Raw genomic sequence first — 16,233 nt, forward strand, 5'->3', positions numbered from 1 at the left:
GGCCGCCTCAACCGATCAGCTGCGGGATGCTGGTGTACAGGCCCGTGATGTATTCCATGAACTTCTGCGTCAGCCACGGCCCGGCGACTATCAGTGTCACCAGCATCACCAGCAGGCGCGGCAGGAAGCTCAGGGTCTGTTCGTTGATCTGCGTGGCGGCCTGGAACATCGCCACCACCAGGCCGACCAGCAGGCTCGGCACCACCAGGATGGCCACCATCAGCGTGGTCAGCCACAGGGCGTCGCGGAACAGGTCGACGGCAACTTCAGGGGTCATGCAAGGCTCTCCTTGACGGCGTCAGACGCCGCCGAAACTGCCGGCCAGGGTGCCCATGATCAGCGCCCAGCCATCGACCAGAACGAACAGCATGATCTTGAACGGCAGCGAGATGATCAACGGCGACAGCATCATCATACCCATGGCCATCAGCACGCTGGCGACCACCATGTCGATGATCAGGAACGGGATGAAGATCATGAAACCGATCTGGAACGCCGTCTTGAGCTCCGAGGTGACGAACGCTGGCACCAGGATGGTCAGCGGTACCTGATCAGGCCCGGCGATATCGGTGCGCTTGGACAGGCGCATGAACAGGTCCAGGTCGCTCTGCCGGGTCTGCGCCAGCATGAAGTCCTTGAGCGGCCCCTGGGCCTTGTCAATCGCCTGCTGGGCGGTCATCTGCTCCTTAAGGTACGGCTGCAGTGCATCCTGGTTCACCCGGTCGAACACCGGGGCCATGATGAACATCGTCAGGAACAGCGCCATGCCGGTCAGCACCTGGTTCGACGGTGTCTGCTGCAAGCCCAAGGCCTGGCGCAGGATCGAGAAGACGATGATGATTCGGGTGAAGCTGGTCATCAGGATGACGAACGCAGGTATGAAACTCAGCGCCGTCATGATCAACAGGATCTGCAGGCTGACCGAATATTCCTGCTGCCCGTCCGGGCCGTTGGACAAGGTAATGGCCGGGATCGACAGCGGGTCGGCGGCCAGGGCCAGCGGCGCGGCCAACAGCAGCGCCAGCATCAACAACAGGCCCGACAGGGTACGTAGCGCGCCGCTCATCACTTCTTGTCCTTATGATCCTTGCCCATCAGCTCCATGAGGCGCTGGGCAAACTCCGGCGTCGCCTGGCGGGCGCTGGCAGGTACTTCCACGGGCTCGGCCAGCACATGCAAGGCCTCGATGCTGCCCGGGGTATGGCCGATGAGGATCTGCTCCTTGCCGACCTGCACCAGCAACAGCCGGTCACGCGGGCCGATGGCGCGGCTGCCGATCACTTCGATCACCTGGCCACCTTTGGGTGCCGCGCCCTGCATACGGCGCAGCAACCAGGCCAGGAAGAAGATCAGGCCCACCACCAGCAGCAAGCCCAGCACCATTTGCGCCAGCTGCCCACCCAGGCTGCCGGGCGCCGCAGCTGGCGGCGTGGCCACCACGGCCGGCGCGGCAGCGGCGATCACCACTTCGCTGGCGAGCAGCGCGGCAAGGGCCGTGACAGCCCGTATCGTGCCCTTCACTCAGCGCAGCTTCTTGATACGTTCGCTGGGGCTGATCACGTCAGTCAGGCGGATGCCGAACTTCTCGTTGACCACAACCACTTCGCCGTGGGCGATCAGGGTGCCGTTGACCAGCACATCCAGCGGCTCGCCGGCCAGGCGGTCGAGCTCGATCACCGAGCCCTGGTTGAGCTGCAGCAGGTTGCGGATGTTGATTTCGGTGCTGCCCACTTCCATGGAGATGTTCACCGGGATGTCCAGGATCACGTCCAGGTTCGGGCCTTCCAGGCTGACGTTTTCTTTCGGCCGTGGCGAGCTTGCGAACTCTTCCATCGGCAACCGGCCGGCACCGGCGCTACCGCCGTCGCCACCGAGCAGCGCATCGATGTCAGCCTGGCCGGCATCACCGGTTTCTTCCAGCGCCGCCGCCCATTCATCGGCCAGGGCCTGGTCTTCCGGGGAGGTGATCTCGTTTTCGTTAGCCATGATGTCCTCGACAGGCATTCAATTCGTAGTGAGCGACCGGCACGCCGTCAGCGGCGTTCGATCGGGTCGATGATCTGCAGCGCCAGGTTGCCCTTGTGCGAACCCAGGCGCGCCTTGAACGACGGTACGCCATTGGCACGCAGCACAAGGTGCTCCGGCAGCTCCACCGGGATCACGTCACCCGGCTGCATGTGCAGCACATCGCGCAATTTGAGTTGGCGGCGGGCAACCGTGGCACTGAGCGGTACGGAAACGTCCAGCACGTCTTCGCGCAGGGCCTTCACCCAGCGCTCGTCCTGGTCGTCCAGGTCGGACTGGAAACCGGCATCGAGCATTTCGCGCACCGGCTCGATCATCGAGTAGGGCATGGTCACGTGCAGGTCGCCGCCGCCACCGTCCAGTTCGATATGGAAGGTCGACACCACCACTGCTTCGCTCGGCCCGACGATGTTGGCCATGGCCGGGTTGACTTCGGAGTTCATGTACTCGAAGTTGACCGGCATGATCGCCTGCCAGGCTTCCTTGAGGTCGATGAAGCACTGGTCCAGCACCATGCGCACAACCCGCAGCTCAGTGGGGGTGAACTCGCGGCCTTCGATCTTGGCGTGACGACCGTCACCACCGAAGAAGTTGTCCACCAGTTTGAACACCAGCTTGGCATCCAGAATGAACAGCGAAGTGCCGCGCAGCGGCTTGATCTTGACCAGGTTGAGGCTTGTCGGCACATACAGCGAATGCACGTACTCGCCGAACTTCATCACCTGCACACCCCCAACCGCCACGTCGGCGGAGCGGCGCAGGAGGTTGAACATGCTGATACGGGTGTAACGGGCGAAACGTTCGTTGATCATTTCGAGGGTCGGCATGCGCCCCCGCACGATCCGATCCTGGCTGGTCAGGTCGTAGCTTTTGATGCTGCCAGGCTCGGCAGCGCTCTCGGTCTGTACCAGCCCATCATCGACGCCATGCAACAGGGCGTCGATCTCATCCTGGGACAGCAGGTCCTGTACGGCCATTGCGGACTCCTACTGCAATACGAAATTGGTGAACAGCAGCTGGTCTATCACCGGCTTGCCGACTTCCTTTTGCGCCACTTCCTGAACCACTGCGGTGGCTTTCTGGCGCAGCATCTCCTGGCCCACGGAGCTGGCGGCCAAGGTGTCGAAGCCCTGCCCGGAGAACATCATCACCAGGTTGTTGCGGATCACCGGCATATGCACCTTGAGGGCATCAAGGTCGGCCTGGTTGCGGCCCTGCAGGGTGATGCTCACCTGCATGTAGCGCTGGCGGCCGTTCTGGTTGAAGTTGACCACGAAGGCCGGCGCCAGGGGCTCGTAGATCGCCGCATGCTTGACGTTGGCCGCTGCCGGGTCGGCCGCGGGCGCCGACTCGCTCTTGTGCATGAAGAACCAGGTCGCGCCTACCGACAGGCCGACCGCCAGCAGAAGGGCCAGCACCAACAGCAGGATCAGCTTGAGTTTGCCTTTAGTGGCGGGGTCTTTCACTGCGTCGCTCTTCGCCATGCCAATAATCCGTCGTCCATCGGGGTTTCAAATGAGGATGACGTGGCTTGAGCAAGTGTTATGCCAGATTGGGAATTTTTGCCTGTACCGGCCCTATCGCCTGCGAAAGGGCCATCAGCAACTCACGCGTAGAAATCGACCGCACTGTCGCCAACGACCACCTGCTGCTCCACCGGCCGTGAGGCATCGGCAAGCTCACCCTGCTCGGTACCACCGCCATTCTGCGCCCGCCGTGCGGCAACGCCGGACAGCTGTGAACCGTCCTGCTGGGCTTGCTGTTGCTGCCCGCGCGACTGGTCAGCCACGTTGACGTCCGGCTGCGCCAGCCCCTGCTGGGCAAACAGTTCACGCAGGCGATGCACCTGGCTGTCCAGCGCATCACGCACGCCCGCGTGGCCGCTGATGAAGGTCACCTGGGTGGCCTGGTCGGCCGCCACGTTGACGCGGATATCCAGGCGGCCAAGCTCGGCCGGCTCCAACTGGATGTCCGCCGACTTCAGGTTCTGGCTGGACAGGTACATGACGCGGTTGACCAAACCTTCGGCCCAGGCGTTCTGGTTCATCGGCAACGGCTGATGCAGCGGATTGCCGGTCACCGGCACGGCATTGGCCGTCTTGGCCGTGGCAGCCTGGGTCAGGCTCGCCAAGCGGTTGGCGAAATCGTCGATTCGGGTGTCGCTGGAGGCGCTCTTGGTGTCTTTGAGGCCATCTTCGAGCAACGCACCAAACGCCTTGTCCCCGCTCTCCGATTGCCCTGCCTCGGCCTCGACCTTGTCCATCAAGGTCGCCAAGGGATTGACGGCTGGCTGACCATCCTCGGCGCCGGCCTGGGAAGGATCGGCGGCGTGGGCCGAGGTCGTGCCCTTGGCCTGGGCAGTTTGCTCCAGCGCCAGGCGCAGGGTCGGCAAGTTGGCCAATGGGTCGGCATCAGGGTCGAAGGCCTGCGCTGCCGGGTCCTCGGGCAGCTCTTCGGTTGTCGGGGCTTGCGGTAACTGGACCGCTGCCTGAAGCACCGGCGCCACGGCTTCAGCCTGGGCTTGCAGCAACTGCGCCCCCGGCTGCGCATCGGTCACCTGGCCCGCCACCAGGCTGGCGTCCAGCGAGGTCGATTCACTGCCAGGCGCACTATCGGCACCGGCTTGCGCCTGATCGTCAGCTGGCAACTTATTGCCGTCATCGGCAACCGCCGGTTTGTCGGCCGCCTCTTTCTTGCCGCCGTGGGCGACCTCGGGTTTGTCTTTGGGCTTGGCCTGGGCAACCTTGTCATCGCGTACCGGCGCTTTGTCATTGCCCTGCTTGGCCATGACCTGATCGAAGCCGCTGCCCTGCCCGCCCGAGGCCTGCAGCGGCTTGTCCACCTGCGAGGCACCTGCACGCGACGGCTTGCTCAGCGTACTGGTTTGCAACAAAGGATTAGGTGCGACAGGCATTGAAGGGTCTCCGCGCCAGAAACAAAGGTATCGTTCAGGCACATACAGGCAAAAGTCGAGCCAACTGGCCGATCAGCCTGCGGAAACCCGCTTGCGCTCGCCCTGATAGAAACGCTGCACCTCAAGATACTCCTGGTCGATGCGGTTGATCAGCTCTTCTATGCCATGCAGCGAGCGCTGCTTGACCCGCTCCTCCAACTGATGGCAAAGCTGCGCCAGCCCGACCGCACCCATGTTGCTGCTGCTGCCCTTGAAACTGTGCGCAGCCACGCCCAACTCATCGGCGTTCCTGGCGCCATGAAGTTCGTCAAGACGCCGCCCGGAATCTTCCAGAAAGGTTTCCAGCAGTTGCAGGTAGCCATCTTCCATGACCTCCTGCAGCTCACTGAGCACCCTGTGATCAATATGCATGTCAGTCACTTGCTCACTCCTTGATCAAGCAGAATTATGCCTCAAGCGCCAAACAGCTCACCAATCGAACTGCACCCATGCGCAACGGCCACCGTCCCGCCACCCGGCACTACTACCAAGGCGCCGTACCAGGTGCAACCCTCGACCACTCAATCCATGCTCACGGGAAGGACGCGCCAGCACCCGCTGCACATCGAACCCAGCACCACTGTCACGAACTTCGATCATCAGACGACCGCCTGCAGCCATCGGTTCCACCTTCAGATCGATGCGCACGCTGCCCTCGGTCAACACACCGAGCCTGCGGGTGCGTTCCTGATAATAGTCGGCAAACCCATGCACATCGCGCTTGAGCCGCGAATCCAGGCCCAGCACACCGTGCTCCAGCGCATTGGAATACAGCTCGCTTAGCACGCTGTGCAGGGCGCCGGTGCGGGGCCGCAAACCGTGGATTTCCTGCAGCAACTGCACAAGGTACGGCACCGGGTTGAAACGTTTGAGGCTCTCACCGCGCAACTCGAAGCCCAGCGACCAGTCCAGCGGGCTGGAGCGCCCACTATCAGAATAGATGGTTGGGGCCGGCACCCGCTCCTGCGCAGTGAACATGCGGATATCGCACAGGCTGATGTCATCCCTGGGGCGCCCGCCGAAGCGCTCCAGCGCCTCCATCACCTCGTCGAAAAGCCGCGCCGGGTCACGATTGGCCGCCAGCACCGCGCGCAAGCGCTCGACACCGAACAACGTCTGCGCTTCGTCGGCTGTATCCACAACGCCGTCGGAGAGCAGTAGCAGCCGCTCCCCCGGCGCCAGCGGCAACACCTCGGTACTGTCATCGAAGCGCTCCGGCGCCAGGATGCCCAGCGGAAGGTGGCGCGAACCCAGCATGGAAAGCACCTCGCCGCCGGCCGACAGCCGGTAACCATCCGGCATGCCACCGTTCCAGACCTCCACCGAGCCGCGCTGCACGCTCAGGCTGAGGAGCTGCGCGCAACAGAACATGTCTACCGGCAGGATGCGCTTGAGCTTGGCGTTCATCTCGCGCAGCATCTGCGCCAGGCCATAACCCTTGGCAGTCATGCCATAGAACACTTCTGCCAGGGGCATGGCACCGACTGCGGCGGGTAGCCCATGCCCGGTAAAGTCACCCAGCAACACATGCATGTCGCCGGATGGAGTGAACGCGGCCAGCAGCAAGTCGCCGTTGAATAACGCGTAAGGCGACTGCAGGTACCGAATGTTCGGCGCCGTGATGCAGCCAGAATGGGCAACCTTGTCGAACACAGCCTTGGCCACCCGCTGCTCGTTGAGCAGGTGATGGTGATGCCGGGTGATCAGGTCACGCTGCTCCAGCACCGTGGCCTGCAACCTGCGCAGGCGATCCATGGCGCGGATCTTGGCACCAAGGATCACCGCACTGTAGGGCTTGGCCATGAAGTCGTCACCACCGGCCTCCAGGCAGCGCACCAAGGCCTCTTCCTCGTTGAGCGAGGTAAGAAAGATGATCGGTACCAGGGCCTCGCCGGCCAATGCCTTGATCTGCCGCGCAGCTTCGAAACCGTCCATGACCGGCATCAGGGCATCGAGCAGAACCAGCTGCGGGCGCTTTTCGGCAAACAGCTCAACGGCCTGCTGGCCGTTTTCGGCGGTATACACGTGATGCCCCTGGCGCCGGACGATCTGGGCCAGCAACAGCCTATCCGTGGCCCCGTCTTCGGCCACCAGCACAGTCAACGGCTGTTCGGCCGGCGTCATGACGCTCAACTGATAGCGAACAGTTTGTCGAAATTGGAGATGGCAAGGATCTTGCGCACATCTGAACTGGCATGCACCACGCGCACGTCCGATTCATCGCCACCGGCGTGATCACGCAGCAGCAGCAACATGCCGAGGGCGGAGCTGTCCAGGTAAGTGGTGTCTTTGAGGTCGACCACCACCGAGTCCGGACGCTTGGGCTGGCGCTCGTAGGCATCGCGAAACTCCTGATGCTTACCGAAATCGAAGCGGCCTTTGATCTTGATCGTCAGCTTTTTCTCGTCCTGCGAAAAATCAGTCTCGACTGCCATGCTAGCGATTCCTTCGATGATGGCGAATGCAACAATTCAAGGTTTAGCAGGCGGGGGGCAGAGCTGCAAGCTGCAAGCTAGATGTGGCCTTGCCTTGGCAACCGCTGTGACAATTCATCCAGCAAGCGCTGCTCGCGTTTGTCCTCGGCGCGCCGCGCCTCTTCCAGGTAACGCTGCACCAGTTTGCGCAGGCCCTCTACCCGGGCATAGGCTTGCTGCCAGGTGCCCCTGGCGTTCTTCAGGTTGCTCTGGTGCCATGTCAGGCTCTGGCGCTGCTGGGTCATGGCCGTTTCAAGCTGCCCCAGAAAGCGCTGGTAGTTGACCAGCCAACTGCCATTGACGCCTTGGCCACCGCGGTCGATCCATTGCGCCTGGTAGCCCTCACGAAACGACTCGAGTTCGGCCAGCTTGGCCTGGGCCTGAGCCACCAACTGCTGAAAGTGCCCCAGCCGCTGGGCTGCCTTGCGTTCGGCCTCCTCGGCCATCTGCACCACTGGCGCCAGGCGCGCGGCACGGCTTGGCGTACTCATGGCCTATCAACCGTTCGCCGGAGGCGTGAAGATCGCCCCCAACTGCTGTCGGCTCTGGTCCATGCCGACATTTTCGTCCAGCCCTTGGCGCAGGAAGTCCACCAGTTTTGGCTGCAGGGCAATGGCCAGGTCGGTTTCAGGATCGCCGCCTGCCACATAAGCGCCGACACTGATCAGGTCGCGGCTTTGCGACAGGCGCGACCACAGCTGCTTGAATTTTTGCGCCTGGCGCAGATGATTGGCATCGACCACCTGGGGCATCACCCGGCTGATCGAGGCTTCGATGTCGATAGCAGGGTAGTGGCCTTCTTCGGCCAGCCGCCGGGACAAGACGAAGTGGCCATCGAGCACGCCCCGCGCCGAGTCGGCGATCGGATCCTGCTGGTCGTCACCTTCGGACAATACGGTATAGAAGGCCGTGATCGAGCCACCACCCGGCTCACCGTTACCGGCGCGCTCCACCAGCTTGGGGAGCTTGGCGAACACTGATGGCGGATAACCACGGGTAGCCGGCGGCTCGCCGATTGCCAAGGCAATTTCACGCTGGGCCTGGGCAAAACGGGTCAGCGAATCCATCAGCAACAGGACGTTCTTGCCTTTGTCGCGGAAGTACTCGGCAATGCGCGTGCAATACATGGCCGCGCGCAAACGCATCAACGGCGCGTCGTCGGCCGGGGATGCGACCACCACCGATCGCTTGAGCCCCTCTTCACCCAGAATATGCTCGATGAACTCCTTCACCTCGCGGCCCCGCTCGCCAATCAGGCCGACCACGATGATTTCGGCTTCGGTGAAGCGAGTCATCATGCCGAGCAACACCGACTTACCGACACCGGTACCGGCGAACAGTCCCAGGCGCTGGCCCCGGCCGACGGTGAGCAGGCCGTTGATGCTGCGAATGCCCACGTCCAGTGGCTGGCTGATAGGGTCGCGGTTGAGCGGGTTGATGATCGGGCCGTCCATCGGCACCCAATCCTCGGCCTTCATCCCGCCCTTGCCGTCCAGGGCGCGACCGGCGCCATCGAGCACCCGGCCGAGCATACTCATGCCCATAGGCAAACGGCCGCTGTCGTCCAGTGGCACCACCCGCGCCCCGGGCGCGATACCGGCGATGCTGCCGACCGGCATGAGGAAGATCTTGCTGCCAGCAAAGCCCATGACTTCGGCTTCGACCTGCACCGGGTGGTACGAGTCGTCATTGATCACCAGGCAGCGTGCGCCCACTGCGGCGCGCAGCCCCTCGGCCTCCAGGGTAAGGCCGACCATGCGCAGCAGGCGGCCTTCGACCACCGGCTGCACGGGCAGCTTGATCGTCTCGGCGTAGCCACCCAGGCGTTTGCCGAAGCTGGTGCGGTCAAGGCGCATCGTTGGCGCCCAACTCGATCGATACATCCGGCGCCGCCGGGTGCAGGGACTGGTCGTGCAACTGGTCGAACAGCTGGGCCACGACCTTTTCGATACGGGTTTCCATGGTCGCGTCAATGCGGCTGTGCGCAGTCTCGATACGGCACCCCCCTGGCAGCAGAGCGTCGTCCTCAAGCAGCTTCCAGCTCTCCTCATGGCGTTCGCGCAGGGCCTTGGCCAGCTCGAAATCCTGGGGATTGAGGTGAATGCGGATATTGTCCGCACCCATGGGCAGCAGCTTCAACGCTTCACGCAGTACTTGGGTGATCTGACTGGAGTCGCTATGCAGTTCGCGACCGATCACCTGGCGCGCCATGTGCGCCACAAGGTGAACGAGGGTCTTCTCGATCTGTGTGTCCTGTTCGGCGATAGGCTCGAGCAGGTGTGCCATCAGTTGTTCCAGGTCAGCCAGCCGGGCATTGAGCGCCTCCTCAGCCTCCTGTCGCACCTTCAACTGGGTGCTGTGAAAACCCTCGCGCTCGCCGGTGGCGAAACCTTCGTTGTAGGCCTCCTGCCGGATCGCTTCGAGCTCTTCAAGGGTCAGGGGCTGGACTTCCTCCAGCGGCACTTCCTCGACCTCTTCCTCGATGATTTCGGGTTCCGGTTCCGGCTCCGGTTCCGGCTCAGGGTCGAAGCTGGGCAGTGCCCACACATCGACGCCTTCCAGGTCACGTGCACGAATCAGGTCGCTGGGGTGAGTTTCTTTGCTGGACATTGGCATGCCTGGTGTTGAAAGCGGGATGAGCTGCAAGCTGTTAGCTGCAAGCTGCAAGAAGAAGCAGGCTGTGCAGCGTCTGGCTTTCCCTTGTAGCTTGCAGCTTGTGGCTTGCCGCTTAAATCATTTCCTCGGCGCCCTTGCCGCCGAGCACGATCTCGCCGGCCTCGGCCATGCGTCGGGCAATGGTGAGGATTTCCTTCTGCGCCGTTTCCACGTCGCTGACGCGCACCGGGCCCTTGGCCTCGAGGTCGTCGCGCAGCAGTTCCGAAGCACGCTTGGACATGTTCTTGAAAATCTTGTCCTTGACCCGCTCGTCGGCACCTTTGAGCGACACCACCAGCACATCGGAGGACACTTCGCGCAGCAGCGCCTGGATGCCACGGTCGTCGACATCGGCCAGGTTGTTGAAGACGAACATCAGGTCTTCGATCTGCTCCGACAGGTCGTTGTCGACCTCGCGGATCGAGTCCATCAGCGCACCTTCCACAGAGCTGTCGAGGAAGTTCATGATGTCGGCGGCGCGCTTGATGCCACCCAGGGTGGTGCGTGCGGCATTGGAGTTCCCCGAGAACTGCTTCTCGAGAATCTGGTTCAGTTCCTTGAGCGCGGCAGGCTGAACGGTGTTGAGCGACGACACGCGCAGGATGATGTCCAGGCGCACCTTGTGGTCGAAGTTGCTCAGCACTTCGCCAGCCTGATCGGGGTCGAGGTAGGCGACCACGATGGCCTGAATCTGCGGGTGCTCGAAGCGGATCACATCCGCCACCGCCCGTGGCTCCATCCACTTGAGGCTGTCCAGGCCGCTGGTGTTGCCGCCCAGCAGGATGCGGTCGATCAGGCCGTTGGCCTTGTCCTCGCCCAGGGCCTGGTTGAGCATCTTGCGGATATAACCGTCGGAACCTACGCCCAGGCTGGTCTGGTCGCCGACGATCTCGACGAACTCGCTCATCACCTGCTGGACCTGCTCGCGGTGCACGTTGCCCATCTGAGCCATGGCCACACCGACCCGCTGCACTTCTTTGGGGCCCATGTGCCGCAGTACCTGGGCGGCATCGGTCTCACCCAGCGAGAGCAAAAGGATTGCCGCCTTGTCGGTGCGGCTCAGCTTGGCGGTAACGGCTCGGTTATCACTCATCGGCGTTGATCCACTCTTTCACGACCTGGGCGACACGGCCCGGGTCTTCGGCCACCAGGCCTTTGATTGCGTTGAGCTGTGCCTCGTAACCCTCGCTCGGGCTTGGCAACAGAATGCTTGTCGGGCCACCCAGGCTGACGCGGTCGTTGGCCAGTTCGCCATCCAGACCGATCATGCCGCCCAGCTCCATGTCGCTGTCCGTTGCAGCAGCCTGCTTGCCGCCGCCAGTGATGTTGTTGAGTACCGGGCGCAGCACGCCGAACACCAGTACCAGGATGAACACCACGCCCATCACCTGCTTGACGATGTCCCAGAACCAAGGCTGCTGGTAAAACGCGATGTCGGCGATTTCTTCGCCCCGGTCGGCGGCGAACGGCACGTTGATCACCGTCACGCTGTCGCCACGGCTGGCATCGAAGCCAACGGCGTCCTGTACCAGGCGGGTGAAGCGCGCCAGGTCTTCGGCGCCCCACGGCGCACGGGTGGTCTCGCCGGCGGCGTCGACCTTGACCTGGTCATCGACCACTACCGCCACCGACAGACGGGTCAGGCGACCCTGCTGCTGGCGGGTGTGGCTGATCGAGCGGTCCAGTTCGAAGTTCTTGGTGGTCTGCAGACGCTTGTCGGCCGGGTATGGCGCGAGCATTGGCTGGCCGGTGGCCGGGTCCATGATCTGCTGGCCATTGGCATCCACCAGCGGCTGGCCAGGCTGGATGGCACCGGCAGCAGGGGCTGCGGCGGTGGCGTTTTCAGGCGCTGCGGCACCTGCCGGCGGCTGGTTGCTCAGCGCGCCCGGCACACCTTGCGGCCCCGAACTGCTGGCGCGCTGCTCGTTGACCGACTGCTCGCTGCGCAGCGCCGGCTGGTCCGGGTTGAACTGCTCGGAAGTGGACTCCACCGCACTGAAGTCAAGGTCGGCCGACACCTCGGCCTTGTAACGGTCGTTACCCAAGACGGGTTGCAGGATGTTGTGCACACGCTGGGTGAGCATGCCTTCCATGCGGCGGCTGTAGTCGAACTGCTTGCCAGCCATGGTCAACGCCGTGTCCTGCAACTGGTCGGAGAGCAGGTTGCCCTTCTGGTCGACCACGGTGACCTGCGACTTGTCCAGCTCGGGCACGCTGGTGGCGACCAGGTTGACGATCGCCATCACCTGGCCGGCTTCCAGCGAACGGCCCGGGTACAGTTCGACCAGGACCGAGGCGCTTGGCTTGCGCTCATCGCGCACGAACACCGAGCTTTTCGGGATCGCCAGGTGCACGCGCGCCGCCTTGACGTTGTTCAGGCTGGAGACCGTACGGGCCAACTCGCCTTCCAGGCTGCGACGGTAACGGGTAGCTTCCATGAACTGGCTGGTACCCAGGCCCTGCTCTTTGTCGAGCAGTTCGAAGCCAACATTGCCGTCGCTTGGCGCAACGCCGGCGGCTGCCAGTTTCAGGCGCGCACGGGAGAGGTCGTCGGCCTTGACCAGCAGAGCACCGGAATTGGGCTCGACATTGTAGGGGATGTCTGCAGCGGCCAGGGTATCCATGACCTGCTTGGTGTCCATGCCCGCCAGGCTGCCATACAGCGGGCGGTAGTCCGGCTGTTGCGACCACAGCACCACGGCGAAGCCGATCGCCACGCTCGCCGCCAACCCGACCAGCAGGCCGACCTGACGCAGCATGGGCATCTGCGAGATGTTTTCCAGAAACGCCATGCCGAACAGCGGCGGTTTGGACGCTGGCGGGCCACTTTTGGCGGGGGCGTTATCGACGACTGCTTCAGCCATGACTTACTTCCGTCCTCAAACCGGCATCTGCATGATGTCCTGGTACGCCTGGACCAGCTTGTTGCGTACCTGGGTCAGCGCTTGCATGGAAACGCTGGCTTTCTGCGAGGCGATCATCACGTCGGTCAGGTCGACACCACTCTTGCCGATCTCGAAAGCATTGGCGAGCTGGGTCGACGCCTGCTGGGTCTGGTGCACTTTGCCGATGGCCTGGCCAAGCATGTCAGCGAAGCTGCTCTGGCCTTCTGCCAATTCGGGGGCAGCAGTGGCTTTTGGCAGCGACATGGCATCGGCCTGCATGGCACGCATGTCCAGCATCAGACGATTGAATTCAACACCTTGGCTCATGAACTTCTCTCTCCGGCGGCCGCATTTTTTTGACACTCATGCGGCGGATAGCCTCTCTAAGCAACAACAGTGCCAGCCTTTGAAAGCTTCAAGCTTCAAGCCAGGCTGCGGTGCTCTTGCGCTTGCTTGTAGCTTGTAGCTCACCCGTACAGGCTGGCTTCCACGTCGAGCCCGGCATCGCGCATTTGCGCCAGCTTGTAGCGCAGGGTGCGGGGGCTGATGCCAAGCCGCTCGGCAGCCTCCTTGCGGCGACCGCGCTCGGCGCGCAAGGTGTCGATGATCATCTGGAACTCATGGCGGCGCATGTCATCGCCCAGGCCACCGGCCTCACCTGCCGGCTCGACCGCCACGGGCAACGCCGCGGCTGGTGCAACCGCCGACAAGGGAATGGCGCCGGCCAGACAAAAATCCGCCGCCTCGATCACCCCGCCCTGCTGCAGGATCAGCGCCCGCTGCAAGGCGTTGTCCAGCTCACGCACATTGCCTGGCCAGGCATGGGCCTGCAGGCAGGCCTGCGCCGCAGCTGACAGGCGCACCGGCGCATGCTTCATCTTCGCCACATGCCGCGCCAGCAAGCGCTCGGCCAGCGGCAGGATGTCACCGGCACGCTCACGCAGCGGCTGCCAGGCCAACGGGAACACCGACAGGCGATAGAACAGGTCTTCGCGGAACCGCCCGGCCGCCACTTCACCGGCCATGTCGCGATTGCTGGTTGCCAGCACGCGGATGTCCAGGGCAATCGGCTTGCGCCCCCCTACCCGCTCGACCTCACGTTCCTGCAAGACACGCAACAGCTTGGCCTGCAGGCCCAGAGGCATTTCGGAAATCTCGTCGAGCAGCAAGGTGCCACCCTCGGCCTGCTCGAATTTGCCGGCCTGCGCCGCAATGGCGCCGGTGAAGGCTCCTTTCTCGTGACCGAACAAGGTCGCCTCGAGCATGTTGTCCGGGATGGCCGCGCAGTTGATCGCGACAAATGGCTGCGCTGCACGCGGCGACTGTTGGTGAATGTACCGCGCAAGCACTTCCTTGCCGGTGCCCGACTCACCCGAGATGAGTACGGTCGAATCGCTGCGGGCCACACGTGCAGCAAGCTCCAGCAATTGGCGGCTGGCAGGCTCGCTGGCCACCGGCCCTTCGTCCTCGACCGCACTCAGGCGCCCGGCGGCATGGCGCTCGACCAGGCTCAGCAGCGCCTTGGGCTCGAAGGGTTTGACCAGGTAATCCACAGCGCCCTGGCGCATCGCCTCGACAGCGCGCTCCACGGCAGCGTGAGCGGTCATCAGCAGCACCGGCAATTGCGGGTGCTGGCGACGCAGGTGCGCCAGCAACTGATGCCCATCCATCCCCGGCATGTTCACGTCACTGATGACCAGGCTGTACGCGTCGCTCTGCACCGCCTCCAGCGCTTCTTCCGCGCTGCCGACAGCACGATAGGCAAAACCGCCGATCTCCAGGGTATCGCCAAGCGCCTGGCGCAACGCGCGGTCATCCTCGACCAGCAGCACCTTGATGAGCATCATGCGACCTCCGCAGGCTGCCCGCCGATCAACGGCAACTCCACCCTGACGCAGGTGCCACGCCCTACCCTGGAGCGCAGCTGCAACTTGCCGTGGTGCGCCCGCACCACGGCCATGACCACCGCCAAGCCGAGCCCGGTGCCGGTAGCTTTGGTGGTCAGGAACGGCTCACCCAGCCGACCCAACAGGTCGGCATCGATGCCGCTGCCGGCATCGCTGACGCACAGGTGCAGGGTGTGCGCGCGCCGATACAGGTGCACTTTGAGCCGCGCAGCGCCAACGCTTGCCTGCAGGGCATTCTCGATCAGGTTGAGCATGGCACCGACCAGGGTGTCGCGATTGCACAGCAACTCACCCAGGTGGCTGTCGCACTGCCAACGCACGGCATGGCCCTGGACATGAGGCTGGGCAGCCTGCTGCAAGGCCTGGAACAGGCCCTTTGGGCTCAACCGGTCACCCAGTGGCAGCTCGCCGCGGGCGAACACCAGCATGTCGCGCACCTGGTGCTCCAATTCGTGCAGACGTTCCTTGAGGCTTCCGGCGAAACGCCGGCGGGTCTGTGGCGCAAGCTCACGCTCGTCTTGCGCCAGGTGGCTGGCATAGAGCATGGCTGCCGACAGCGGCGTGCGTATCTGATGGGCCAGCGAAGCAACCATGCGCCCCAGCGACGACAGGCGCTCATGGCGTGCCAACTGGTCTTGCAGGCGACGGGTTTCGGTCAGGTCATTGAGCAGCACCAGTTGGCCTGGCTCGGCATCCAGCGAACGCGTGGCAATGGACAGGCGACGGCCATCGCGCAGTGACACCTCATGCCCGTCATCCTTGCGCGGGGCGAAGCTGCGGGCGATCACCTGGCGCCACAACTGGCCGAGCAAGGGTTCACCCAACAGTTCACAGGCCGCCGGATTGGCTTCGCGCACCAGGCCCTGGTCATCGATGACGATCACCCCGCCGGGCAGCAGGGCCAGCAGGTTCTGCAAGCGATTGGCCAGGCGCTCTTTCTCGTTCAGCTCGGCCATGCGCTGGGCGCCGACCACCGCCAACTCGCCTTTGAGTTCGCTGACGCGGGCCTCGAGCATGCTGTAGGACTGGTTGAGCTGGGTGGAGACCTGGTCGAACAGGGCGAACGCCTGCTCAAGCCCCTGTCGACTCTCCTGTTCGACGGGGGTAGGCCCCTGCGGATCAGGGGCTCGGGAAACATGGGCGGCCTGGGGCATCGTGCTCTCTCGCGTGGCTGACCGTCATAAAAACGGTGTGGTGCCAGCGGTGTAGCAATAGCCGTGCCGGGGCTGGGGGTTTGTGCTGCCTGCTCGGGCCCTATCGCCGGCAAGCCGGCTCCCACCACGACCGCGCTGCTCTTCAGGTTTGCGCTTTACCTGTGCAAGCAAAATTTCTTA

Annotated in this window: 18 protein-coding genes; all 18 read right to left on the reverse strand. The window is 63.5% G+C overall.

Features of this window, described 5'->3' with window-relative positions; all coding sequences use genetic code 11:
* Positions 1–7: 7 nt before the first annotated feature.
* Positions 8–277, reverse strand: a complete 270-nt coding sequence (gene fliQ / locus NGJ21_RS01535; protein WP_012315510.1) for a flagellar biosynthesis protein FliQ — start codon at positions 275–277, stop codon at positions 8–10.
* A gap of 21 nt (positions 278–298) precedes the next feature.
* Positions 299–1,066 (reverse strand): flagellar type III secretion system pore protein FliP, encoded by a 768-nt coding sequence (fliP, locus tag NGJ21_RS01540; RefSeq protein ID WP_012315511.1) that lies wholly within the window; start codon positions 1,064–1,066, stop codon positions 299–301.
* Complete coding sequence (gene fliO / locus NGJ21_RS01545) at positions 1,066–1,521, reverse strand: flagellar biosynthetic protein FliO (RefSeq protein WP_046785348.1); 456 nt, start codon at positions 1,519–1,521, stop codon at positions 1,066–1,068. Before fliO ends, fliP begins: the two co-directional genes overlap by 1 nt.
* On the reverse strand, positions 1,522–1,986 hold the full coding sequence (gene fliN, locus NGJ21_RS01550; protein WP_012315513.1) for a flagellar motor switch protein FliN: 465 nt from the start codon (positions 1,984–1,986) through the stop codon (positions 1,522–1,524). It lies immediately after the preceding gene.
* A 47-nt stretch (positions 1,987–2,033) separates the two neighbouring features.
* Positions 2,034–3,002: a flagellar motor switch protein FliM gene (gene fliM / locus NGJ21_RS01555; protein ID WP_012315514.1), complete on the reverse strand. Its 969-nt coding sequence runs from the start codon at positions 3,000–3,002 to the stop codon at positions 2,034–2,036.
* Positions 3,003–3,011: 9 nt separating this feature from the next.
* On the reverse strand, positions 3,012–3,509 hold the full coding sequence (fliL, locus tag NGJ21_RS01560; protein WP_204918561.1) for a flagellar basal body-associated protein FliL: 498 nt from the start codon (positions 3,507–3,509) through the stop codon (positions 3,012–3,014).
* Positions 3,510–3,631: 122 nt separating this feature from the next.
* Positions 3,632–4,939 carry a flagellar hook-length control protein FliK gene (locus NGJ21_RS01565; RefSeq protein ID WP_115274186.1) on the reverse strand — a complete coding sequence of 436 codons (1,308 nt, stop codon included), beginning with the start codon at positions 4,937–4,939 and terminating at the stop codon, positions 3,632–3,634.
* Positions 4,940–5,011: 72 nt separating this feature from the next.
* Positions 5,012–5,359 carry an Hpt domain-containing protein gene (locus NGJ21_RS01570; protein ID WP_177010789.1) on the reverse strand — a complete coding sequence of 116 codons (348 nt, stop codon included), beginning with the start codon at positions 5,357–5,359 and terminating at the stop codon, positions 5,012–5,014.
* 48 nt (positions 5,360–5,407) lie between these two features.
* Positions 5,408–7,102, reverse strand: coding sequence for a fused response regulator/phosphatase (locus NGJ21_RS01575; RefSeq protein ID WP_196996820.1), 1,695 nt, complete (start codon positions 7,100–7,102; stop codon positions 5,408–5,410).
* Between the two features lie 5 nt (positions 7,103–7,107).
* The gene (locus tag NGJ21_RS01580; protein WP_012315519.1) at positions 7,108–7,413 is read right to left on the reverse strand and encodes an STAS domain-containing protein; all 306 of its coding nucleotides are present in this window, start codon (positions 7,411–7,413) and stop codon (positions 7,108–7,110) included.
* A 77-nt stretch (positions 7,414–7,490) separates the two neighbouring features.
* Positions 7,491–7,943, reverse strand: coding sequence for a flagellar export protein FliJ (gene fliJ, locus NGJ21_RS01585; RefSeq protein ID WP_119687540.1), 453 nt, complete (start codon positions 7,941–7,943; stop codon positions 7,491–7,493).
* Positions 7,944–7,949: 6 nt separating this feature from the next.
* Positions 7,950–9,308 (reverse strand): flagellar protein export ATPase FliI, encoded by a 1,359-nt coding sequence (gene fliI, locus NGJ21_RS01590; protein WP_046785353.1) that lies wholly within the window; start codon positions 9,306–9,308, stop codon positions 7,950–7,952.
* Positions 9,298–10,062, reverse strand: a complete 765-nt coding sequence (gene fliH, locus NGJ21_RS01595) for a flagellar assembly protein FliH (RefSeq protein WP_251961719.1) — start codon at positions 10,060–10,062, stop codon at positions 9,298–9,300. Before fliH ends, fliI begins: the two co-directional genes overlap by 11 nt.
* A gap of 118 nt (positions 10,063–10,180) precedes the next feature.
* Positions 10,181–11,200, reverse strand: a complete 1,020-nt coding sequence (gene fliG, locus NGJ21_RS01600) for a flagellar motor switch protein FliG (protein WP_012315523.1) — start codon at positions 11,198–11,200, stop codon at positions 10,181–10,183.
* Entirely contained in the window at positions 11,193–12,971 is a 1,779-nt protein-coding gene (fliF, locus tag NGJ21_RS01605) for a flagellar basal-body MS-ring/collar protein FliF (RefSeq protein WP_115274182.1), read from the reverse strand. Before fliF ends, fliG begins: the two co-directional genes overlap by 8 nt.
* A 15-nt stretch (positions 12,972–12,986) precedes the next feature.
* Entirely contained in the window at positions 12,987–13,319 is a 333-nt protein-coding gene (fliE, locus tag NGJ21_RS01610) for a flagellar hook-basal body complex protein FliE (RefSeq protein ID WP_012315525.1), read from the reverse strand.
* A 140-nt stretch (positions 13,320–13,459) separates the two neighbouring features.
* Entirely contained in the window at positions 13,460–14,836 is a 1,377-nt protein-coding gene (locus NGJ21_RS01615) for a sigma-54-dependent transcriptional regulator (RefSeq protein WP_196998245.1), read from the reverse strand.
* Positions 14,836–16,053, reverse strand: a complete 1,218-nt coding sequence (locus NGJ21_RS01620; protein ID WP_115274181.1) for a sensor histidine kinase — start codon at positions 16,051–16,053, stop codon at positions 14,836–14,838. The genes NGJ21_RS01615 and NGJ21_RS01620 overlap by 1 nt, the downstream gene beginning before the upstream one ends.
* Between the last annotated feature and the right edge of the window lie 180 nt (positions 16,054–16,233).

Source organism: Pseudomonas sp. Marseille-Q5299 (assembly GCF_943737035.1).
Lineage (GTDB): Bacteria > Pseudomonadota > Gammaproteobacteria > Pseudomonadales > Pseudomonadaceae > Aquipseudomonas > Aquipseudomonas putida_E.